Source organism: Burkholderia sp. IT-111MI5 (assembly GCF_949752865.1).
Taxonomy (GTDB): Bacteria; Pseudomonadota; Gammaproteobacteria; order Burkholderiales; family Burkholderiaceae; genus Burkholderia; species Burkholderia pyrrocinia_C.
Genome location: NZ_CATKIF010000003.1, coordinates 203,977 through 225,079, shown reverse-complemented (window position 1 = coordinate 225,079; position 21,103 = coordinate 203,977). Strand labels below are relative to the sequence as shown.

General features: G+C 66.9%; 17 protein-coding genes. 12 read left to right on the top strand and 5 right to left on the bottom strand.

The window, feature by feature from the left end; translation table 11 throughout:
• Positions 1-155 precede the first annotated feature (155 nt).
• From ACM6JT_RS03040 to cyoD, 6 genes are all read left to right on the top strand, one after another.
• Positions 156-1,544, top strand: coding sequence for a hypothetical protein (locus ACM6JT_RS03040; protein WP_414855956.1), 1,389 nt, complete (start codon positions 156-158; stop codon positions 1,542-1,544).
• 499 nt (positions 1,545-2,043) lie between these two features.
• On the top strand, positions 2,044-3,573 hold the full coding sequence (locus ACM6JT_RS03035) for an NADH-quinone oxidoreductase subunit M (RefSeq protein ID WP_034184694.1): 1,530 nt from the start codon (positions 2,044-2,046) through the stop codon (positions 3,571-3,573).
• Between the two features lie 272 nt (positions 3,574-3,845).
• Positions 3,846-4,733: a ubiquinol oxidase subunit II gene (gene cyoA, locus ACM6JT_RS03030; RefSeq protein WP_034184695.1), complete on the top strand. Its 888-nt coding sequence runs from the start codon at positions 3,846-3,848 to the stop codon at positions 4,731-4,733.
• A 3-nt stretch (positions 4,734-4,736) separates the two neighbouring features.
• A complete protein-coding gene (gene cyoB, locus ACM6JT_RS03025) occupies positions 4,737-6,743 on the top strand; it encodes a cytochrome o ubiquinol oxidase subunit I (RefSeq protein WP_034184696.1) in 2,007 nt (668 codons plus the stop codon).
• Positions 6,743-7,351 carry a cytochrome o ubiquinol oxidase subunit III gene (cyoC, locus tag ACM6JT_RS03020; protein ID WP_111016682.1) on the top strand — a complete coding sequence of 203 codons (609 nt, stop codon included), beginning with the start codon at positions 6,743-6,745 and terminating at the stop codon, positions 7,349-7,351. The genes cyoB and cyoC overlap by 1 nt, the downstream gene beginning before the upstream one ends.
• Positions 7,352-7,684: a cytochrome o ubiquinol oxidase subunit IV gene (cyoD, locus tag ACM6JT_RS03015; RefSeq protein WP_217589387.1), complete on the top strand. Its 333-nt coding sequence runs from the start codon at positions 7,352-7,354 to the stop codon at positions 7,682-7,684. It abuts the gene before it with no gap.
• A 100-nt stretch (positions 7,685-7,784) separates the two neighbouring features.
• Here the strand turns inward: cyoD and ACM6JT_RS03010 are convergent, their stop codons facing one another.
• Positions 7,785-8,081: a DUF4148 domain-containing protein gene (locus ACM6JT_RS03010; RefSeq protein WP_243564691.1), complete on the bottom strand. Its 297-nt coding sequence runs from the start codon at positions 8,079-8,081 to the stop codon at positions 7,785-7,787.
• Between the two features lie 218 nt (positions 8,082-8,299).
• Between ACM6JT_RS03010 and ACM6JT_RS03005 the strand changes: the two genes are divergently transcribed.
• Genes ACM6JT_RS03005 through ACM6JT_RS02995 form a run of 3 tightly spaced genes read left to right on the top strand, consistent with a single transcriptional unit; the run spans position 8,300 to position 11,062 of the window.
• Positions 8,300-8,974 carry a response regulator transcription factor gene (locus tag ACM6JT_RS03005; RefSeq protein WP_006483985.1) on the top strand — a complete coding sequence of 225 codons (675 nt, stop codon included), beginning with the start codon at positions 8,300-8,302 and terminating at the stop codon, positions 8,972-8,974.
• 11 nt (positions 8,975-8,985) lie between these two features.
• Positions 8,986-10,377, top strand: a complete 1,392-nt coding sequence (locus ACM6JT_RS03000) for a sensor histidine kinase (RefSeq protein ID WP_034184700.1) — start codon at positions 8,986-8,988, stop codon at positions 10,375-10,377.
• A gap of 19 nt (positions 10,378-10,396) precedes the next feature.
• Positions 10,397-11,062 carry a response regulator transcription factor gene (locus ACM6JT_RS02995; protein WP_034184701.1) on the top strand — a complete coding sequence of 222 codons (666 nt, stop codon included), beginning with the start codon at positions 10,397-10,399 and terminating at the stop codon, positions 11,060-11,062.
• 73 nt (positions 11,063-11,135) lie between these two features.
• On the opposite strand, the gene ACM6JT_RS02990 is transcribed toward ACM6JT_RS02995, so the two are convergent.
• The 4 genes from ACM6JT_RS02990 to ACM6JT_RS02975 all read right to left on the bottom strand — a co-directional run bounded on the left by ACM6JT_RS02990 (position 11,136) and on the right by ACM6JT_RS02975 (position 17,280).
• Positions 11,136-11,378, bottom strand: coding sequence for a DUF4148 domain-containing protein (locus ACM6JT_RS02990; RefSeq protein ID WP_131947375.1), 243 nt, complete (start codon positions 11,376-11,378; stop codon positions 11,136-11,138).
• Positions 11,379-11,488: 110 nt separating this feature from the next.
• Complete coding sequence (locus tag ACM6JT_RS02985) at positions 11,489-12,904, bottom strand: efflux transporter outer membrane subunit (RefSeq protein WP_414855954.1); 1,416 nt, start codon at positions 12,902-12,904, stop codon at positions 11,489-11,491.
• Complete coding sequence (locus ACM6JT_RS02980; RefSeq protein ID WP_414855953.1) at positions 12,897-14,072, bottom strand: efflux RND transporter periplasmic adaptor subunit; 1,176 nt, start codon at positions 14,070-14,072, stop codon at positions 12,897-12,899. The genes ACM6JT_RS02985 and ACM6JT_RS02980 overlap by 8 nt, the downstream gene beginning before the upstream one ends.
• A complete protein-coding gene (locus tag ACM6JT_RS02975) occupies positions 14,062-17,280 on the bottom strand; it encodes an efflux RND transporter permease subunit (RefSeq protein WP_034184705.1) in 3,219 nt (1,072 codons plus the stop codon). The genes ACM6JT_RS02980 and ACM6JT_RS02975 overlap by 11 nt, the downstream gene beginning before the upstream one ends.
• Positions 17,281-17,577: 297 nt before the next feature.
• On the opposite strand from ACM6JT_RS02975, the gene ACM6JT_RS02970 reads away from it, so the two are divergent.
• From ACM6JT_RS02970 to ACM6JT_RS02960, 3 genes are all read left to right on the top strand, one after another.
• The gene (locus ACM6JT_RS02970; protein WP_034184706.1) at positions 17,578-17,937 is read left to right on the top strand and encodes a hypothetical protein; all 360 of its coding nucleotides are present in this window, start codon (positions 17,578-17,580) and stop codon (positions 17,935-17,937) included.
• Between the two features lie 141 nt (positions 17,938-18,078).
• Positions 18,079-19,962, top strand: a complete 1,884-nt coding sequence (locus ACM6JT_RS02965; protein WP_414855952.1) for an extracellular solute-binding protein — start codon at positions 18,079-18,081, stop codon at positions 19,960-19,962.
• A gap of 52 nt (positions 19,963-20,014) precedes the next feature.
• Complete coding sequence (locus ACM6JT_RS02960) at positions 20,015-21,058, top strand: microcin C ABC transporter permease YejB (protein WP_105390439.1); 1,044 nt, start codon at positions 20,015-20,017, stop codon at positions 21,056-21,058.
• The last annotated feature ends 45 nt before the right edge of the window (positions 21,059-21,103 follow it).

The following is a 21,103-nucleotide window of genomic DNA, read 5'->3' as shown; positions in this document are numbered from 1 at the left end:
TCGGCTGCATCACGCCCTCACGCACGAAACATTCGATGCAGCCGGATCTCATCCTCAGGCGGAAGTGGCCGAGGTTACCAGTCAGGCAATGAGTGCTCGACTTGAGCGGCGGTAACGCACTACATATCGTGTATCGATTGGCGCGACTCAAGGTGATGCTCTTGGCCAGCCCGCATTCCGTTCTGACTGTCCTCTCTCATCGGCCTGTCGACGGACTTGTCGACAATCACGGGCGTTACGCGCGGCTGCACGGCTACCGGCATGCGACGGTCGACGGCATGCACGTGTATGGCGAGCGCCAGCAGGTCCTGCACAAGTACCACGCGATCATCGCGCAGCTCGTCGCGATGGAGCCGGATGCATTGCTGCTCGTGCTCGATCCGTTCTCCGTCGTGTTCGACCCGCACGCGCTGCCGGATGTCGCGCACGGTTACGATGCGATCGTCACGACGCAGACGTCGAAATCGGCGCTGCCCGCCGCAAGCGGCATGATCTTCCGCAACGTGCCCGACGTGCGGGAGCGGTTGCGCAAGCTGGCGGTCGAACTGGGCAAGTGGGCGATGCATCTTCCGGAGCGGCAGCACGCGTGCGAGGCGACGCTGCTTGCGGAGACCTTTCCGCCGCTGCCGTTCGACTTGCCGCTCGCGAACGGCCATTTCGCGTCGGCCCAGACGGTCTGGAGGGACGGGGTCGCGATCGATGCGATCGCCGGCGCCCGGCCGCTCGTGGCGCACCAGGCGCCCGAGTGGCGGCAGGTGGAGGGCGTCTGGGCGCCGACCGCCGACTACGACTTCCGCTATGTGGCGGCACTCGTCGACGATGCCGAACGGGTCCAGCGTGGTGATCACCCGCACGCAATGGACGACTGGCGTGCCGCGCAGCAACGAACGCGCGCCGCGGAGCGGCATGTGAATCCGCAGGCGCGTGTTGCGTTCGTGAGCCTGCATACATCGCATATCGCGGGCTACGGCGACCTGCACGAGGAGAACTTCGTTCGCTACTGCACGCGGCACGGCTATGCGTACCATGCGTATCGCGAGGCGCCCGCATTCCTGCCGGGCGGCATCGATGCGAACTGGGCGAAGCTGCATCTGATTCGCGAACATCTGCCGCATCATGCATTCGTGTTCTGGGTCGATGCGGACATCCTGGCGATCGATCAGAGTCAGTCCGTCGACAGTACGATCGACGGCCGCGACTTCGTGATCGGTACCGATCACACGGCCTGGGCGATCAACTCGTGCATGATCGGCGTGCGCAACGTGGCGCCGATGCGCGAACTGGTCGAGCGCATCTGCGCGCGCATCGAGGGTTTCGGCGATCGTTCGTCGGTCTACGCGAGCGGCGGCGACCAGCAGGCGATCTATGTGGAACTGCTGCAGTCCGGCATGATCGATGCGCGCCATATCGTCGATGCGATGACGCTCGCGTCATCGCCGGTCTATGCCACGCGCGACAGCCGCTTCGTTCATTTTCCCGCACAACACAACCACTATCGCGCGGTGACGATGCGCGTATGGGACCGTCTGAGTCATCAGCGCTAGCGGCCGGGAACATGAACGACGCGGTGCCTGCAGCGACGCCGGACGGTGGAGCGGCCATGCGCGCCCGACCTGCATCGAGCAACGCTGAATGAAATAAAAATGAAAGCAGTGATGTAAGGCTGGGAGCACCGCGCGATCGCGCTCCGGCACGGCGTCAACCATCGCGCTCCGGCCCTCCGAAATGATGCGTTGACGTCAAAATTGCGGCGCTGCGTCGATTTCCACGACATCCCTCATCGCGCAATACAAAAAATTACTCATAAAAATCAGTCTTCTGCGCCGACGCCGAAAATCGATGCGCTGCTGCGATGCAAAAAATAATCGATCGCCTTATGCTGGTTAACCCGATTGCGCTTGAGCGACATCAAGTTTTCGTGTGATGCCGCTTTACATTTTGCCAACATTGGCGATTCACGAAATCTATCTGTCGATCTGATTTCGTTCCTTTCGTTTCGCCTGTCCCCGATGCAGTGCGCGACCTCATCAAGGCCTTGTTGACATGCATGATTTTCCCTTCCTGAGCCTGGCCATCTGGGTTCCGATCCTGTTTGGCGCGTGCGTGCTGCGCGCCGGTTCCGACCATCATCCACGCCGGACACGACTGATTGCGCTCGCCGGTGCGCTGGCGGGGCTGGTCGCCGTCGTCCCGCTGGTCGCCGGTTTCGACGCGCATTCGGCCGCGATGCAGTTCGTCGAAAGCCGCAACTGGCTGGCGGCGTTCAATTCGGGATGGCGGGTCGGCATCGACGGCGCGTCGCTGTGGCTCGTCGTGCTGACCGCATTCACGACGCTCGTGGTGGTGATCGCGTCGTGGGAGTCGGTCACGGTGCGCGTCGCGCAGTACTACGCGTCGTTCCTGATCCTGTCGGGGTTGATGGTCGGCGTGTTCGCCGCACAGGACGGGCTGCTGTTCTTCATCTTCTTCGAGGCGACGCTGATCCCGCTTTACCTGTTGATCGGCACGTGGGGGCGCGAGCGCCGCGTGTATGCCGCCGTGAAGTTCTTCTTCATCTCGTTCGCCGGCTCGCTGCTGCTGCTGATGGCGATGCTGTACCTGTACGCGCAGTCGCATACGTTCGACCTGGCCGTGTGGCGCACGCTGCAGCTCGGTTTCGCGCCGCAGTTGCTGGTATTCCTCGGCTTCTTCGCCGCGTTCGCGGTCAAGGTGCCGATGTGGCCGGTTCATACGTGGCTGAGCGACGTGTACACGGACGGCCCGACGGGCGCCGCGCTGATGCTCGCGATGCTCAAGCTCGGCGGGTACGGGTTCCTGCGCTTCGCGCTGCCGATCACGCCCGACGCGAGCCATTTCTTCGCACCGGCCGTGATCGCGCTGTCGCTGTTCGCGATCGTCTATGCAAGCCTGATCGCGCTCGCGCAGACCGATCTCGGCAAGCTGCTCGCGTACTCGACGGTCGCGCACATGGGCATCGTCACGCTCGGGCTGTTCCTGTTCAACCGGATCGGCGTCGAAGGCGCGATCGTGCAGCTCGTGTCGTACGGCTTCGTCGCGGGCGCGATGCTGCTGTGCGTGAACGTGCTCGTCGATCGCACGAAGCAGCGCGAGATCGCCGCGTACGGCGGTGTGGCGGGCGTGATGCCGCGTTTCGCGACCTTCGCGCTGCTGTTCGCGATGGCCAACGTCGGCCTGCCGGGCACGTCGGGGTTCGTCGGCGAGTTCATGGTCATCATGGGCGCGATCCGTTTCAACTTCTGGATCGGTGCGATCGCGGCGCTGACACTGATCCTCAGCGCGTCGTACACGCTGTGGATGCTCAAGCGCGTCGTGTTCGGCAAGGTCGCGAGCCAGCGGATCGCGAAGCTCGCCGACCTGAACCGTCGCGAGATCGTGATGTTCGCGTCGCTCGCGCTGGTCGTGCTGGCGGTCGGCATCGATCCGAAACCGTTTACCGACGCGATCGATCCGACCGTCGGCAAGCTGATCGACGAGGCCAGCCGTTCGAAGGTGCCGGCAGCGGACGGCCCGGTGCGGGCGCAGCCGTCGTACATGGCATCGACGCACGGCTGATCGCGGCACGCCGCGAGGGCGGGGGCGCATCGCACGGCGATGCGGTCGTTGCGCACACATCGATCGCGGTCCGGCGCATGCGGTGCCGGGCCCGCTTCCGGCTGCGTGAAATTGCCCCGCGACAATGTGTCTCACGGCAGATTTTGCAATGATGATTTGTCGCACCCACCGGTTTTTCATCGCACCCGCGCGACGTATGATTCGGCCACTTTCGTGAATCGAATGCGCATCGGGCATACGCAAAACGGATTCAATGACCCTCGGGCTGTGTGATGAAAACAAGAGCTTCAAGAGGCTGGTCGGCGCTGATGTCAATCGGCGCGGCGCTGAGCCTGTCAGGCTGTAAGTTAGATGTACTAAATCCGAAAGGAAGCGTGGGCGCTGCCGAAAAGGCGCTGATCGCGACGTCCACCTGGGCGATGCTGATCGTCGTCGTGCCGGTGATCCTGCTTACGCTGTGGTTCGCATGGCGCTACCGCGCATCGAACCGCAACGCAACGTACGCGCCGAACTGGTCGCACTCGACCGCGATCGAAGTCGTGATCTGGACGGTGCCGACGCTGATCATCCTGTTCCTCGGCGTGCTCACGTGGAAGACCACGCACGAGCTCGACCCGTACAAGCCGCTCGAGTCGTCGGTGAAGCCGATCGACGTCGAGGTCGTCGCGCTCGACTGGAAGTGGCTGTTCATCTATCCGGAACTCGGCATCGCGTCGGTGAACCAGCTCGCGATTCCGGTGGGGACGCCGGTGAACTTCCGCATCACGTCGGATTCGGTGATGAACTCGTTCTTCATTCCGCAGCTCGGCGGCCAGGTCTACGCGATGGCCGGCATGCAGACGCGCCTGCACCTGATCGCCGACGAGCCTGGCAACTACGCAGGCACGTCCGCCAACTTCAGCGGCCGCGGGTTCTCCGACATGAAATTCCGCACGCTCGCCGAGCCGCGCGAACAGTTCGATGCATGGGTGCAGAAGGTGAAGGCATCGCCGGACCGGCTCGATGCGACCGTGTACGGCACCGTCGCGCAGCCGAGCGAGAAGGCGCCCGTGCGCTACTTCTCGTCGGTCGATCCGCGGCTCTTCCACAACATCATCGCGAAATACAACGATGGCCACGTCCTTGACCTGAAGGACGCCGCCTGCGGCACGAAGGGGTAACGCATGTTCGGCAAACTCACACTATCGGCGATCCCGTTCGATCAGCCCATCATCATGGTGGCCGGCGCCTTCATGGGGCTGGCCGTGCTGGGCATTCTCGCCGCGCTGACGATCACCGGCCGGTGGAAATGGCTGTGGACGGAATGGCTGACGACAGTCGACCACAAGAAACTCGGCGTGATGTACATCATCGTCGCGCTGATCATGCTGCTGCGCGGCTTCGCCGACGCGATCATGATGCGCATGCAGCTCGCGCTCGCGTACAACGCGCCCGGCTACCTGCCGCCGCACCACTATGACCAGATCTTCACGGCACACGGCGTGATCATGATCTTCTTCATGGCGATGGTGTTCATGGTCGGCCTGATGAACCTGATCGTGCCGCTGCAGATCGGCGCGCGCGACGTCGCATTTCCGTTCATCAACTCGCTGAGCTTCTGGATGACGGCGGTCAGCGCGATCCTGATCAACATCTCGCTCGTGATCGGCGAATTCGCGCAGACGGGCTGGCTCGCGTACCCGCCGCTGTCGGAGCTGCAGTTCAGCCCGGGGGTAGGTGTCGATTACTACCTGTGGGCGCTGCAGATCTCGGGCGTCGGCACGCTGCTGACCGGCGTGAACTTCTTCGTGACGATCATCAAGATGCGCGCGCCGGGCATGACGCTGCTGAAGATGCCGGTGTTCACGTGGACCGCGCTCTGCACCAACGTGCTGATCATGGCGTCGTTCCCGATCCTGACCGCGACGCTCGCGCTGCTCGGCCTCGACCGTTACCTCGGCATGCACTTCTTCACGAACGAAGCCGGCGGCAACGCGATGCTGTACCTGAACCTGATCTGGGCGTGGGGCCATCCGGAGGTGTACATCCTGATCCTGCCGGCGTTCGGCATCTTCTCGGAGGTCATCGCGACGTTCGCGAAGAAGCCGCTGTTCGGCTACAAGACGATGGTGTACGCGACCTGCGCGATCATGGTGCTGTCGTTCCTCGTGTGGCTGCATCACTTCTTCACGATGGGCTCGGGTGCGAACGTGAACGCGTTCTTCGGCATCATGACCATGATCATCGCGATCCCGACCGGCGTGAAGGTGTTCAACTGGCTGTTTACGATGTATCGCGGCCGGATCGAATTCACGACGCCGGTGCTGTGGACGATCGGCTTCATGGTCACGTTCACGCTCGGCGGCATGACCGGCGTGATGATGGCGATCCCCGGCGCGGACTTCGTGCTGCACAACAGCCTGTTCCTGATCGCGCACTTCCATAACGTGATCATCGGCGGCGTGCTGTTCGGCTATCTCGCGGGCTTCAACTACTGGTTCCCGAAGGCGTTCGGCTTCAAGCTGAACGAGAAGCTCGGCAAGGCCGCGTTCTGGTTCTGGCAGGTCGGCTTCTACGTCGCTTTCGTGCCGCTCTACGTGCTCGGCTTCATGGGCATGACGCGTCGCCTGAACCACTACGACAACCCGGCCTGGCATCCGTGGCTGCTGGTCGCCGCGTTCGGCGCCGTGCTGATCGCGATCGGCATTGCATGCCAGCTGCTGCAACTGGTGGTCAGCATCCGCAACCGCAACCTGCCTGAGTACCGCGACACGACGGGCGACCCGTGGGGCGGCCGCACGCTGGAGTGGGCGACCTCGTCGCCGCCGGCCGACTACAACTTCGCGGTGATCCCGCAGGTGCGCACGCTCGACGCGTACGCGGACCTGAAGGCGCGCGGCGAAGGCCGGCCGAACCCGGCGTCGATCCGCGATATCCACATGCCGTCGAATACCTGCGCGGGCCTCGTGGTCGCGATTTTCAGCCTGGTGCTCGGCTTCGCGCTGGTGTGGCACATCTGGTGGCTCGCGATCGCCGGGCTCGTCGGGATCGTCGCGACGCTGGTGATCTACAGCTCGCGCGATAACGACGGTTATTACATCCCCGCGTCGACGGTGCGGAAGATCGAAGACAAGCAGCCGACCAAGCGCGTGCCTGCGCGTGTCGACGACGTGGAACTGGAGGCCAACTGATGTTGCAGAAAACCTTGAGCGCAACCCTGCTCGAGCACGACGACCATCCGCCGTCGCATTCGGTGTTCGGTTTCTGGCTGTACCTGATGACCGACTGCGTGATCTTCGCGGCGCTGTTCGCGACGTTCGCGGTGCTCGGCCAACAGTATGCGGGCGGGCCGACCGCGAAAGACCTGTTCGACATTCCGGGCGTCGCGGTGGAAACCGCCGCGCTGCTGCTGTCGAGCATCACGTACGGTTTCGCGATGCTCGCTGCCTACAAGCAGCGGCGCGGCGCGCTGCTCGCGTGGCTCGCGGTGACGTTCGTGCTCGGCGCGGCGTTTCTCGCGATGGAGCTGCGCGAGTTCTCGCACCTGATCGCGGAAGGCGCCGGCCCGCAGCGCAGCGCGTTCCTGTCGGCGTTCTTCACGCTGGTCGGCACGCACGGGCTGCACGTGACGGCCGGCCTGCTGTGGATGCTCGTGCTCGCCGGGCAGATCGTGTTCCGCGGCGGCGACCTGACCGATCGCGACCTGCGGCGCCTGACGTGCCTGAGCCTCTTCTGGCACTTCCTCGACATCGTGTGGATCTGCGTGTTTTCCTTTGTCTATCTCGCGAGCGTGATCTAAATGGCCCATTCGCATTCGTCTCAACTCGAAGAAGGGCACGGCAGTGTCGGCGGCTACGTCGCCGGCTTCATCCTGTCGGTGCTGCTCACGGCCGCGTCGTTCGGCCTCGTGATGGGCGGCGTGCTGTCGCCGCATGCGTCGCTGATCGCGTTGGCCGTGCTGGCATTCGTGCAGATCGTCGTGCACCTCGTGTACTTCCTGCACATGAACAGCTCGTCGGGCCAGCGCTGGAACGTGATGGCATTCAGCTACACGGTGCTGACCGCGGCGATCCTGATCGTCGGCACGCTGTGGGTGATGCACAACGTCAGCATGAACATGATGTCGCGCTGAGCGGCGTCGCGGCGCAGCGGTCGATGTCCATGCGCGTTCATGAAACAAAGGCGGCACGCGAGTGCCGCCTTTTTTATTCCTGCTGCGCGGTGCGAGCCGGTCAGTGCGGGCCCGCGTCCGCCGTCAGCGCATGCGTGCAGTCCGTACGGTACTCGGCGGCGAGCCGATCCTTCGCGGCGTCGAGATCGTCAGGGTAGTAGGGGCTCGCGTGCGCCGGCTCGTAGCCGACCTGTTCGAGTTCGGTCAGCTCGCGCACGAGGTCCGAGTGGGTGACTTCGTGGCCCGTGTGAACGAACGGGTAGGCGTTGCATTCCTGCGGCGTCAGGTGCGGTGCCGCGAACGCGGCGGTGCTCGCGCATGCGAGCAGCATGCAGGCGACGGTGGTCGACAGTTTCATTCGGTGGCTCCTGTGTTCGCGGCCCGATGCCGCATGACGTCAGCGTAGGCGGAGCGCACGACCGGGTGGGCGACGCATGGATGAAACATGTTTCACGCGCGTTGGCCCCGGCGCCGGATGAAGCTATTTTCATCTGGCGCCGGACGGCGATCGCGTCGTCTACGATAGTCGCGGGCGCATGGCGTGCGCCCGTCATGAAGTTCATTGCGAGGACAGGCATGCGAGTACTGACGGTCGAGGACGATGCGGTGACTGCGAACGAAATCGTCGGCGAACTGACCGCACGCGGGTTCGAGGTCGACTGGATCGACAACGGCCGCGAAGGGATGATGCGCGCGATGAGCGCATCGTACGACGCGATCACGCTCGACCGGATGCTGCCGGGCGCAGACGGCCTCGCGATCCTGACCGCGATGCGCACGGTCGGCATCGATACGCCGGTGCTGATGCTGAGCGCGCTCGGCGATGTCGACGAGCGCATCCGCGGGCTGCGCGCGGGCGGCGACGATTACCTGACGAAGCCATTCGATTCCGGCGAACTGAGCGCACGCATCGAGGTGCTGCTGCGCCGCCGGCAGGCGTCGGGTGTGCCGCAGCAGACACTGTTGAAGGTCGGTGCGCTCGAGCTCGACCTGATTTCGCGCTGCGCGCGCCGCGGCGCCGACGAGATTCCGCTGCTGCCGACCGAGTTTCGCGTGCTCGAATTCATGATGCGCAACGCGGGCCAGACGATCACGCGCACGATGCTGTTCGAGGCCGTGTGGGGCTATCACTTCGACCCCGGCACCAACCTGATCGACGTCCACATGGGCCGGCTGCGCAAGAAGATCGACCCGCCCGGCGCGAACCCGATGATCCAGACGGTGCGCGGTTCGGGCTACATGCTCGCGTAACGGAGGCACGGATGGATGCGGCCCGCGCGGCGAACTTCACACGCCGCTGGCATACGACGACGTTTCGCTGGCTGTGCGCGTATGCGGCGATCTTCTCGGTTTCGCTGCTGCTGCTCGCGGGCGTAATCAGCGTCGCCGCGACACACACGATGACGCGCGACACCGACGAGGTGCTCGCGTGGCAATTGATCTATTTCGATTCGATTCCCGATGCCCAGTTGCCGCTCGCGATCCACCGGCGACTCGAGCACGAACACTTGCATACGAGTTTCTACGGGCTGTTCGACGCGGCCGGGCGCCGCGTGGCCGGCGACATCGCGACGCTGCCCGCGCTGCGTACGGATCGCGCCGGACGCACGCTGAACCGCACGCTCGTGCTGCTCGACGGCCAGCCCGCACCGATCACGCGCGCGATGGCCGTGCGCCGCGACAACGGGATGACGCTGGTCGTCGCGCGCGACCTGTCGCATTTCATCCAGATCCGCGATGTCGCGATCCGCGGGCTCGTGATCGGCGGCGTGATGATCCTGGTCGCGGGCATCGCGGGCGGCAGCATGCTCGGCATGCGGCAGATGCGCCGCGTCGCCGCGATCCGGCGCGCCACGCGGCAGATCGCCGAGGGCGACCTCGGCAAGCGGCTGCCGGTCGGCCGCTACGACGAGCTCGACCTGCTCGCGCATCTCGTGAATCACATGCTCGACGAAGTCGAGCGACTGATGGGCGAGGTGCGTCATACCTGCGACGGCATCGCGCACGATCTGCGCACGCCGCTCGCGCGCGTGCATACGATGCTGGCGCGACTGGCCGAGCAGCCGTTTTGTGCGGACGATCCCGCGTCGGCGGCGCTGCTGGCGTCGGCGCGCGACGAGACCGACCGGCTGCTCGAGCGCTTTCGCGCGATGCTGCGCATCTCCGAGATCGGTACGCTGAGCCGGCGCGGCGGCTTTGCCGTGGTCGACGTCGCGGCATTGCTGCGCGACGTGTGCGAACTCTACGAGCCGCTCGCCGAAGCCGTCGACGTGTCGTTCGAACTCGACGCGGCACCGGTCGACGGCATTCATGGCGACCGCGCATTGCTGTTCGAGGCATTCAGCAATCTCGCGGACAACGCCATCAAGTTCACGCCGCCGGGTGGCCGCGTGCGCGCCGTACTCCGCGCGACGCCGGGCGGCCCGCTCGTCCGGTTCGAGGACACCGGGCCCGGCATCCCGCCCGGCGAGCGCGACGCGGTGCTCGAACGCTTCTATCGCGGCGAGCATACGCGTCATGTGAAAGGCTCGGGGCTCGGGTTGAGCATCGTATCGGCGGTGATGCACGTGCACGGCTTCGCGCTGCGGATCGGCGATGCGCAGCCGGCCGGTGCGGCGATTACGGTCGAATGCTGGCCGCGCTCGCTGGCATGACGGCGCCGGGGAACGGTCGATGCGCATCCTGCTGATTGCTCAGCCGCATCCGGAGGCGGCGCGGCTCGACAAGGCATTTCGCGAGAGCACACACGGCGTCGAGCGCGTCGGGGAATGGCGCGACGGCTGCTTCGCGGCGACGCAGGACCGGTTCGATGCAATCGTGATCGTTGCGCCCGACGCGGCTGACGGCCCGGCGGTCCTCGATGCATTGCCGCGACTCGCCGGATCGGCCGCAGGCGCGACGATCGCCGCGATCGTCGCCGGTGCAACACCGACACAGCGCGCACGGATGCTGCAGGCCGGCTGCGACGTGTGCCTTGCCCATCCGTGTTCGTTCGTGGAATTGCACGAGCGTTTGCGCGCGCTGTGGCGCCGCGCAGGCGTCATCGAGATGCGCGAGTCGGTCCGGCTCGACACGGCGACGCGCGCCCTCGAAGAGGGGGGCCGGAGGCTGGCGCTCAGCGCACGGGAATTCCGTCTCGTCGAATGCCTGCTGCGCGCATCGGGGCGACCGGTCGGGCGCGATGCCGTGCTGCGTTACGCATGGGGCGATGCCGACATCGAACCCGAAACGGTCAATGCGCTGGTCGTCCGGCTGCGGCGCAAGCTGGCCGCGCACGCCTTTTCCGCGCGCATCGAAACGGTTGCGCGATTCGGGTTCAGGTTCGACTCGGGCGCATGACGGTGCGGAATCGCGCCACGTTCGTGGACGGCAGGCGTGCCGCGCGTCGCGCGGCTTGCCCGGTCGCGTGCGGTCAGTGCGAATAGAGTTCGCGATTGAGTTGCGCGAGCTGGCCGTCGCGTTCGGCATGGACGAGTTCGCGATAGACCTGCGCACGCGTCAGCGGCGTTGCCTGCGGCGTATTCCATGCAGCGTATGGCGACGACGGTGCGGGCGTCTGCGGCGCGGTGGCCGCGTTGGGCTGCGTTGCGCCGGCCCGGCCGGGCAGCGCGACGCAGAGGGCGGAGAGGAGGATGGCGAACATCGATGTCTTCATGGCGTGGTCCTTTTCGTATGGCAGCGGCCGGTGCCGCGTGTGCGATGCCGGCCGGAAACACGTTATCGGGCGCGGACTTCCAGGCGCCCGGCGCGCCGATGAAGAAACGTTCATGAACGCGCGTCGCGCCAGCCGCCGCCGAGCGCGCGCACGAGCCCGACGGATGCCTGCAGGCGTCGCGCATCGGCATCGAGCGACGCGATCTGCGTATCGAGTTCGGTCGTCTGCGCGGTGACCACGTCGAGATAGCTGACGGCACCGTCGCGATAGCGCGACATCGCAAGCGCAAGCGAATGCCGGGCCGCGACGAGCGCCGCGTCGTCCTGGCCGGATTCGTCGCCAAGGCGGTGCAGCAGCGCGAGATCGTCCTCGACTTCACGAAACGCCTGCAGCACGATGGCCCGGTAGCGCGCGCCCTGTTCGGCAAACTGCGCACGGGCCTTGCGTACGCCGGCGGCGCGCAGGCCGCCGTCGAACAGCGTCATCGCGAGGCGCGGCCCGATCGACCAGATCTCGTTCGGTGCGGCGAGCCACGGCGAAAACGTGTCGCTCTGGAAGCCGGCGTCGAGGCCGAGCGACAGGTCCGGGAAATACGCGGCGCGCGCGACGCCGATCCGTGCGTTCGCGGCCGCGACGCGGCGTTCCGCGGCGGCAATGTCCGGGCGGCGTTCGAGCAGCGTCGACGCGAATCCGGTCGGAATCGACGGAACGCGCGGCAGCGCGGCGACGGGCGGCAGCGAGAACGTCGACGCGGATACGCCGACGAGCGCGGCGATCGCGTGCTCGTCGAGCGCACGGCGCGCGGCGATGTCGGACGCGCGCGCCTGTGCGAGCGCGAGCTGGGTTTGCGCACGCGAAACGTCGAGCCCCGATGCGAGGCCGCCGCGATGGCGGCTGACCGTCAGTTGCCACGCGCGGCGGTACGTGTCGATCGTTTGCGCGAGCGTATCCGCTTCGCGGTCGAGCCCCGCGAGTTCGAAATAGGTGCTGGCGACGGCGGCCTGCAGGCTGAGCCGGACGGAGGCGAGGTCGTCGCCGGCCGCCTGAGCGTCGTCGCGGCCGGCCGCGACCGTGTTGCGGACCTTGCCCCACAGATCGACGTCGTAGCCGAGCCCCGCTTCGAGCGTGTTCGACTCGTAGATGTCGGGCTGGCCGCTGCCTCGCAGCGGCCAGCGCGCGGATTGCCGGTCGCGGTCGGTCTCGGCATCGATGCCCAGGGTCGGCAGCAATGCCGCATGCGCCTCGTCGAACAGCGCGGTGGCTTCGTCGTGCCGCGCGACGGCGGCGGCGAGGTCGGGGTTCGCGCGCGCGACGAGCGGCTCGAGCCGGTCGAGCGTCGTGTCGCCGTATACGCGCCACCAGCCGTCGCGCGGCAGGCGGTCGGCCGGCGCGGCATCGACCCACGGGCCCGTTTCGCGAAAGGCGGCCGGAAGCGGAACGGCCGGCGCGCGATAGGCCGGCGCCAGCGAACAGCCGGCGAGCAGGGCGACGCTGCCCAGCAACCCGGCGAGCAGACGGTCAGCCATGCGCACGCTCCATCGTCGCGGCGCTCGCGATGCGCACGGGGTCGCCGTCCGCGAGCGAATCGGGCGGATTGTCGATCACGCGGTCGCGGGCTGCGAGCCCCGACGCGATCTCGACGCGCGTGCCGAGATCGGTCGCGATCGATACGTTGCGCAGCCGCGCGTGCCCGCTCGCGTCGAGTACGGCGACTTGCAACCCGTCGTGGCGGAAGATCAGCGCGCTTGCGGGAATCGTCAGCGCATGCGCGGCATCGGCCACTGCGATTCGCACCTGCGCATATTCGCCCGGGAACAGCGTGCCTGCGGGGTTGGCGATCGAGAACTGCGCGAGCAGCGTGCCGGAAGCCGGATCGATCGACTGCGCGGAATCCGCGAGCGTGGCGTCGAACGTCGCGCCCGGGCGTTCGGGCACGGTCAGCGCGACGTGCATGCCCGCCCGGATCGCGCCCGCATCGTCTTGCGGCACGTGCACGTAGAGCCGCAGCCGCCGTGCGTCCGAGACGGTGAACAGTTCGGCGCCGTTGCCGCTGCCCGCGTCGATCAGTGCGCCGACATCGGTCTTGCGGGCGGTCACGACGCCGTCGAACGGCGCGGTGAGCCGCTTGAACGATTCGAGCGCCTGGAGCCGCCGCACGTTGGCGGTGCTTGCGGCGACGGCCGCGCGTTTGGCGTCGAGGTCGCTGCGTTTCTCGTCGGCCTCCTGCCGCGACACGGAATCCTGTGCGAGCATCTCGGCCCAGCGCGCGGCCGTGACGGCCGCAAGCCGCTCGTTCGCGTTCGCGCTCTGCAGGTCGGCGCGTGCCTGCTGCAGCTGCTGGTCGAGATCGGGCGTGTCGATCGACGCGAGCAACTGGCCGGCCTTGACGTGCGCGCCGATGTCGGCGTACCACGCATGCAGGTAGCCGGGCACGCGCGCGTAGATCGGTGCGTCGACATACGCATCGAGGCGGCCGGGCAGCACCAGCGCATCGGCGGCGGCCGGCTGCGGCGCGACCGTCGCGACGGTCGGGATCGCCTGCTGCGCGGTCCACGCGGCGATCGCGCGCGCATCGTGCGCGCGTGCGACGAGGCCGGCTGCCGCGGCGGCGAGCGCGGCGATCACGCCCGCGATCGCGAGCGGCTTCAGGTAGCGCGGCGTACCGGGGGGACGGATTTCGAATTCAGTGGACATGTTGTTCTCCCGGAGTGAGGGACAGGGATTCGGAGCGGGGCGCGCGATCGCGCCGGTGGACGAGGCTGAACACGACGGGCACGAACACCAGCGTCGCGACGGTCGCGCACAGCAGGCCGCCGATGACCGCACGACCGAGCGGGGCGTTCTGTTCCCCGCCGTCGCCGAGACCGAGGGCCATCGGCGCCATGCCGATGATCATCGCGAGCGCCGTCATCATCACGGGCCGAAAGCGCGTGAAACCGGCCTCGAGCGCGGCGACGGCCGCGTCGGCGGTGTGTGCGAGCCGTTCGCGCGCGAAGGTCACGACGAGGATGCTGTTCGCGGTCGCGACACCCATGCACAGGATCGCGCCCGTCAACGCCGGGACCGACAGCGGCGTGCGTGTGACGAACAGCATCCAGACGATGCCGGCGAGCGCCGCGGGCAGTCCGCTCACGATCACGAACGCGTCTCGCCACGAGTGGAAGTTCACGACGATCAGCAGGTAGATCAGCAGGACCGCACCGGCGAGGCCGGCGAGCAGCCCGCCGAATGCGCTGTTCATCGTCTGCACCTGGCCGCGCACGGTCACGCGCGATCCCTTCGGCAGGTCGGCGGCGCTCGCCCGCAGCACGCGGTCGATGTCCGTGCTGACCGCGCCGAGATCGCGGCCCTGCGTCGTCGCAAAAATGTCGAACAGCGGCGCGATGTCGTAGTGCGACACGACCGCGTCGGTCTGGCCGCGCACGATCGTCGCGAGGCCGCCGAGCAGTTGCGGGGCGCCCGAGCGGCCCGTGACGGGCAGCGCGCGCAGGTCCGACAGCGACGTCATCCGGTACTGCGGCGTCTGCGCGACGATCGGATAGGACACGCCGTTGTGCGGATCGAGCCAGTAGGTCGGCGACACCTGGCTCGTGCCGGACAGGCTCGCCACCACGGCGTTGGTGACATCCTGCTCGGTGATGCCGAGCTGCGCGGCGCGTGCGCGGTCGACCGATACCGTGAACTGCGGATAGGTCGACGCCTGTTGCACGCGCGCGTCGGCGACGCCCGGCACCGTCCGGATGCGCCGCAGCAGCTCGGTCGCATAGGCGCGGTTGGCGGCACGGTCGGGGCCTGTCACCTGCACGTCGATCGGCGCGGGCGCGCCGAAGTTGAGGATCTGGCTCACGATGTCGGCGGGCAGGAACGAGAACGCCACGCCCGGAAACGCGTGCGGCAGCACGGTGCGCAACTGCTTCACGTAGTCGGCCGTCGGCGCGTGGTCGCCCGCGAGCGACACGAGGATGTCGCCGTCCTGCGGACCGATCGTGCCGCTGTTGCTGTACGTGAGGTTGATCCCGCTGTTCGGCAAACCCATGTTGTCGACGATGCTCGCGAGCGCGTGCGGCGGCACGACGCCGCGCACCGTGTGCTCGACGCGGTCGAACAGCGCGGCCGTCTCCTCGATGCGCGTGCCGATCGGTGCGCGCACGTGGATCGCGATTTCGCCCGCGTCGACCGACGGGAAGAAGTTGCGGCCGAGCCACGGCACCAGCACGAACGACAGCGCGACCGCGGCGAGGAACAGCATGACGAAGCGTGCGCGATGGGCGAGTGCGAGGCCGAGCACGACACGATAGCCTGCGCGCAGTGCCGCGAAGCGGCGCTCGAACCCCTGCTGGAACGCGACGAGCGGATTGCGTGCGCGCGATGGCGGGAACGGTGCGCCGTGCGGCGCGAGCACGGCCGCCGGATGCGCGGCATGCGGCCGCAACAGGTAACGGGCCATCATCGGCACGAACGTGCGGGACAGCACGAACGACGCGATCATCGCGAAGATCACGGCCTCGGCCATCGGCACGAACAGGAAGCGGGCCACGCCGTCGAGCAGCAGCATCGGCACGAACACGATGCAGATGCACAGCAGCGACACGAAGGCCGGCGCGACGATCTGCGACGCGCCGTCGAGGATCGCGCTGCGCACGTCCTTGCCCTGTTCGAGATGCCAGTTGACGTTCTCGATCGTGACGGTCGCATCGTCGACGAGAATGCCGACAGCGAGCGCGAGCCCGCCGAGCGTCATCACGTTGAGCGTCTCGCCCGCGGCGGCGAGTGCGGCGATCGCCGCCAGCACCGCGAGCGGAATGGATGCGGCGATGATCAGCGTCGAGCGCCAGCTGCCGAGGAACAGCAGGATCATCGCGGAGGTGAGCGCGGCGGCGATCAGGCCTTCGCGCGCCACGCCGCTCACGGCGCCCTTGACGAACACGGACTGGTCGCCCATCACGACGAGCCTGAGCGACGGCGGCAGCGTCGCCTCGACGCGCGGCAACTGCGCCTTGACGCCGGCGATGATGTCGAGCGTCGACGCCGAGCCGCTTTTCAGCACACTCATCAGCACCGCGCGGCGGCCGTCGACGCGCACGATATTGCCCTGCGGCGGAAAACCGTCGCGGACGTGCGCGACGTCGCGCATGAAGATCACTGCACCGTTCACGGTCCGGATCGGCAGCGCATTGAGCTCGTCGATCGTCAGCGGGCTGTCGTTGAGCCGGATGTTGTATTCGAAGCGGCCGATCTTCTGCGTGCCGGCCGGGATGATCTGGTTCTGCTGCGCGAGCGCGGTCGCGACGTCCTGCGCGGACAGCCCCTTCGCCTGCAGCGCCTGCGGATCGAGGTCGATCTGCACCTGGCGTATCTTGCCGCCATACGGCGACGGAATCGCGACGCCCGCGACGGACAGCAGCTGCGGCCGGATCACGTTGGTCGCGTAGTCGCCGAGCTGCTGCTCGTTGAGCGTGTCGCTCGTCAGCGCGAGCTGCAGCACGGGCACGGTCGACGCGTTGTAGTTGAGGATCTGCGGCGGCGTGGTGCCGGGCGGCATCTGCTTGAGCACGGTCTGCGAGATCGACGTGACCTGTGCCGTGGCCGTGCGGATGTCGACGCTCGGCTGGAAGAAGATCTTGACGATCCCGAAGCTGCGGAACGACTGCGACTCGATGTGCGCGACGTCGTTGACCGTGGTGCCGAGCGTGCGTTCGTAATACGTGACGATGCGCCCCGACATGTCGGCCGGCTGCAGGCCCGCGTAGTTCCACACGACGCTGATGACCGGAATCCGGATGTCGGGAAAGATGTCGGTCGGCGTGCGCAGTGCCGCGAGCGGTCCTGCGATCAGGATCAGCAGCGCGAGGACGATGAAGGTGTAGGGGCGCGCGAGCGCGAGTCGGACGAGTTTCAGCATCGGCGAGGTCTCCGCCGGCGCGGGGCGCCGGCCTGTCAGCGAGGTGCCGAAGCGTGGCGGGAACCCGGTTCGGCTCGCGCAGTGTGCGTGGCGCCGCTTAACGCCGGGCGCGGACCAGGATGAAAGATGTTTTAGGAAAGGTCGCGGTGAGGGCCGGCCGGCGCCGATTGTTACAAGACGTTAGCGCACGCTTCCCGTTGCGATGCCGCGCATCAGTTCTTACAAACTTGAAATATGCGGGGATGGTGCTTGCCGTTATAGTCGAATCACCACATGACACAATCAGAAGAGGAATCCATGAAGACCTTGCGTGTTGCCTCGCTCTTGACCGGTATGACGGCCTTGCTCGTGTCGGGTGCAGCAATGGCGGGCGTCAATGTCGGGATCAACGTCGGCGTGCCGGCACCGGTTTACGTCGCGCCCGCGCCCGTGTATGCGCCGCCGCCGCCGGTCATCTATCAGCCGGCGCCGGTGTATGCACCTGCGCCCGTGTATGCGCCGGCGCCGGCGATCATAATCGGCTGGCACGGCGACCGCTACTGGGACGGCCGCCGCTACTGGGGCCGCGACGAGTGGTATCGCCACCATGGCCGCGGCTGGGGCGGCGATCGCGATCGTGGTCACTGGGATCATGGCCGCCACAACGGCTGGCGCTGATCGACACGCCGCGCCCGCGTGACGCGGGCGCGGCGTCCGTTCGTGAAGAAACCGCCCGCGTGGCGGTTTTCTTTTGGCTCGAAGGATTGAATGGGTAGAATCGTCACACGTTACTACCCTCATTCGACCGACAGGGCCTCTATGACGAAGGGTTCGCCCCGGGCCGCCATCGCGCGCGTCCGCTTCGGCGCGCTGCATGCCGCACGGGCCGCCGGCCGCGTTGCCGCAGTGTTTGCGATGCAGGCGGCGTTTGCCGCGACGGCCGCGCACGCGGCCTACGCGATTGCGCAGTACGGCGAGCCGAAGTATCCGCCGGGCTTCAAGCATTTCGACTACGTCAACCCCGATGCGCCGAAGGGCGGCACGCTCGTGCTCGCGAACCCGAGCCGGCTGACGTCGTTCGACAAGTTCAATCCGTTCACGATGCGCGGCAACCCCGCGCCCGGCATCGACATGCTGTTCGAGAGCCTGGCGACGGGCAGCTCGGACGAACCGGCCTCCGCGTACGGGCTGCTTGCCGACGATATCGACATCGCGCCCGACCGCCGCTCCGTCACGTTCCACCTGAATCCTCGCGCGCGCTTCTCGAACGGCGACGCCGTCACGGCCGACGACGTCAAGTTTTCGTTCGACACGCTGAAGAGCAAGCTGGCCGCGCCGCAGTTCGGCGCGTATTTCGCGGAGATCGCGAAGGCCGTGGTCGTCGACCCGGCCACCGTGCGCTTCGAGTTCCGCAGCGCGAATCGCGAGCTGCCGCTGATCGCCGGCGGCGTGCCGGTGTTCTCGCGCAAGTGGGGATTGCGCGCGGACGGCTCGCGCATCCCGTTCGACCATCTCGCGTTCGAGCAGCCGATCGGCAGCGGCCCGTACCTGATCGAGCGCTACGACAACGGCCGCACGATCACCTACCGGCGCAACCCCGCATACTGGGGCGCCGACCTGCCGGTGCGGGTCGGCACCCACAACTTCGAGCGGATCGTCTACAAGCTGTACGGCGACGGCGTCGCGAGGCTCGAGGCGTTCAAGGCCGGCGAATACGATGTGCTCGTCGAGTACATCGCGCGCAACTGGGCGCGACGCGACGTCGGCAAGCGTTTCGACAGCGGCGAGCTCGTCAAGCGCGAATTCCGCCAGCACAACGGCGCGGGCATGCAGGGCTTCTTCATGAACCTGCGCCGGCCGCTGTTCCGCGACGTGCGCGTGCGCCAGGCGCTCGATCTCGCATTCGACTTCGAATGGCTGAACCGGCAACTGTTCTACAGCGCCTACACGCGTCTCGACAGCTATTTCGCCGACACCGACCTGCAGGCGACCGGCACGCCGGGCGCAGGCGAGCTGAAGCTGCTGGAGCCGCTGCGCGCGCAGCTCGACCCGGCCGTGTTCGGCCCGATGGTCACGCAGCCGGACACGAACCCGCCGGGCTCGCTGCGCGCGAACCTGCTGAAGGCGCGCGCGCTGCTCGCGCAGGCCGGCTGGACCTATCGCGACGGCGCACTGCGCAATGAGAAGGGCGAGCCGTTCACGTTCGAGATCCTCGACGATGCGGGCGGCGCGATGGAGGGTGTCGTGACCGCCTACCAGCGCAATCTGGCAAAGCTCGGCATCGACGCACGCTTTCGCACGGCCGACTACGCGCTGCTGCAAAAGCGCCTCGACGCGTTCGACTACGACATGACGACGGTCCGCCTGCCGGGCGTGCAGGTGCCGGGCGCCGAGCAGTTCTCGCGCTACGGCAGCAAGTTCGCCGACGAACCGGGCTCCGACAACATCGTCGGGCTGAAGTCGCCGGCCGTCGACGCGCTGCTGCATGCGCTCGGCACCGCGCAGTCGCGCGACGAGCTGCTCGACGCGACGCACGCGCTCGACCGCGTGCTGATGCACGGCTACTACGCGGTCCCGCAGTGGTACAGCACGACGCATCGGATTGCGTACAAGCGCACGCTCGCCTATCCGCAGACGCTGCCGCTGTACTATTCGGCCGAGGGCTGGGTCGTGTCGACCTGGTGGGCGAAGCCCGCTCACTGACCCGCGCCGGCCCTTCGTCCAACCCAGCCTACCGATCACGAGTCGACGCCCTATGTGGAGCTACATCCTCAAACGCCTGCTGCTTATGATCCCGACGCTCGTCGGCGTGCTGACCCTCACGTTCGCGGTGACCCAGTTCGTGCCGGGCGGCCCGGTCGAGCAGGCCGTGCAGGAGTTGCGCAAGGGCGCGACGGAGCAGGGCGCGGTGCCGTTCGGGATGCGTGCGCACACCGGCGTCGACGCGCAGCAGCTCGCGCAGCTCAAGGCGCTGTACGGTTTCGACAAGCCGCCGCTCGAGCGCTACTGGCTGATGCTGAAGCGCTTCGCGCGCTTCGATCTCGGCGACAGCTACTTCCGCCACCAGAGCGTGTGGTCGCTGATCGTGCAGAAGCTGCCCGTGTCGATCAGCATCGGGCTGTGGACGTTCTTCCTCACGTATCTCATATCGGTGCCGCTCGGCATCGCGAAGGCCGTGCGCAACGGTTCGCCGTTCGACGTCGCGACGAGCCTCGTCGTGCTCGTCGGCTATGCGATCCCGGGCTTCGTGCTCGGCGTGCTGCTGCTCGTGCTGTTCGGCGGCGGCTCGTTCTGGCAGCTCTTTCCGCTGCGCGGCCTCACGTCGGACAATTTCGCCGAGCTGTCGCTCGCCGGCAAGGTGCTCGACTACCTGTGGCACATCGCGCTGCCGATCACGGCGTCGGTCGTCGGCAGCTTCGCGGTCATCACGATGCTCACGAAGAATGCGTTCCTCGACCAGATCCGCCGGCAATACGTGCTGACCGCGCGCGCGAAGGGGCTCTCCGAGCGCAGCGTGCTGTGGAAGCACGTGTTCCGCAATGCGATGCTGCCGCTGATCGTCGGTTTCCCGGCCGCGTTCATCGGCGCGTTCTTCACCGGCAGCCTGCTGATCGAGACGCTGTTCTCGCTCGACGGCCTCGGGCTGCTGTCGTACGAGTCGGTGGTGCGCCGCGATTACCCGGTCGTGCTCGGCACGCTGTACCTGTTCACGCTGATCGGGCTCGCGACCAAGCTGATTTCCGACCTTTGTTATGTGTGGGTCGATCCACGCATTCAATTCGACAACCTGGAGCGCTGACATGAAACCTTCCGTCTGCATGCCCGGCGTCACCGGGCGAGGTGC

Coding starts and splice junctions, on each gene's coding strand:
- ACM6JT_RS03040 (WP_414855956.1), top strand. CDS start 156: ATGCTCTTGGCCAGCCCGCATTCCGTTCTGACTGTCCTCTCTCATCGG.
- cyoA (WP_034184695.1), top strand. CDS start 3,846: ATGAAAACAAGAGCTTCAAGAGGCTGGTCGGCGCTGATGTCAATCGGC.
- ACM6JT_RS03035 (WP_034184694.1), top strand. CDS start 2,044: ATGCATGATTTTCCCTTCCTGAGCCTGGCCATCTGGGTTCCGATCCTG.
- cyoD (WP_217589387.1), top strand. CDS start 7,352: ATGGCCCATTCGCATTCGTCTCAACTCGAAGAAGGGCACGGCAGTGTC.
- ACM6JT_RS02975 (WP_034184705.1), bottom strand. CDS start 17,280: ATGCTGAAACTCGTCCGACTCGCGCTCGCGCGCCCCTACACCTTCATC.
- ACM6JT_RS02995 (WP_034184701.1), top strand. CDS start 10,397: ATGCGCATCCTGCTGATTGCTCAGCCGCATCCGGAGGCGGCGCGGCTC.
- cyoB (WP_034184696.1), top strand. CDS start 4,737: ATGTTCGGCAAACTCACACTATCGGCGATCCCGTTCGATCAGCCCATC.
- ACM6JT_RS03010 (WP_243564691.1), bottom strand. CDS start 8,081: ATGAAACTGTCGACCACCGTCGCCTGCATGCTGCTCGCATGCGCGAGC.
- ACM6JT_RS02970 (WP_034184706.1), top strand. CDS start 17,578: ATGAAGACCTTGCGTGTTGCCTCGCTCTTGACCGGTATGACGGCCTTG.
- ACM6JT_RS02990 (WP_131947375.1), bottom strand. CDS start 11,378: ATGAAGACATCGATGTTCGCCATCCTCCTCTCCGCCCTCTGCGTCGCG.
- ACM6JT_RS02960 (WP_105390439.1), top strand. CDS start 20,015: ATGTGGAGCTACATCCTCAAACGCCTGCTGCTTATGATCCCGACGCTC.
- ACM6JT_RS02980 (WP_414855953.1), bottom strand. CDS start 14,072: ATGTCCACTGAATTCGAAATCCGTCCCCCCGGTACGCCGCGCTACCTG.
- ACM6JT_RS03005 (WP_006483985.1), top strand. CDS start 8,300: ATGCGAGTACTGACGGTCGAGGACGATGCGGTGACTGCGAACGAAATC.
- cyoC (WP_111016682.1), top strand. CDS start 6,743: ATGTTGCAGAAAACCTTGAGCGCAACCCTGCTCGAGCACGACGACCAT.
- ACM6JT_RS03000 (WP_034184700.1), top strand. CDS start 8,986: ATGGATGCGGCCCGCGCGGCGAACTTCACACGCCGCTGGCATACGACG.
- ACM6JT_RS02985 (WP_414855954.1), bottom strand. CDS start 12,904: ATGGCTGACCGTCTGCTCGCCGGGTTGCTGGGCAGCGTCGCCCTGCTC.
- ACM6JT_RS02965 (WP_414855952.1), top strand. CDS start 18,079: ATGACGAAGGGTTCGCCCCGGGCCGCCATCGCGCGCGTCCGCTTCGGC.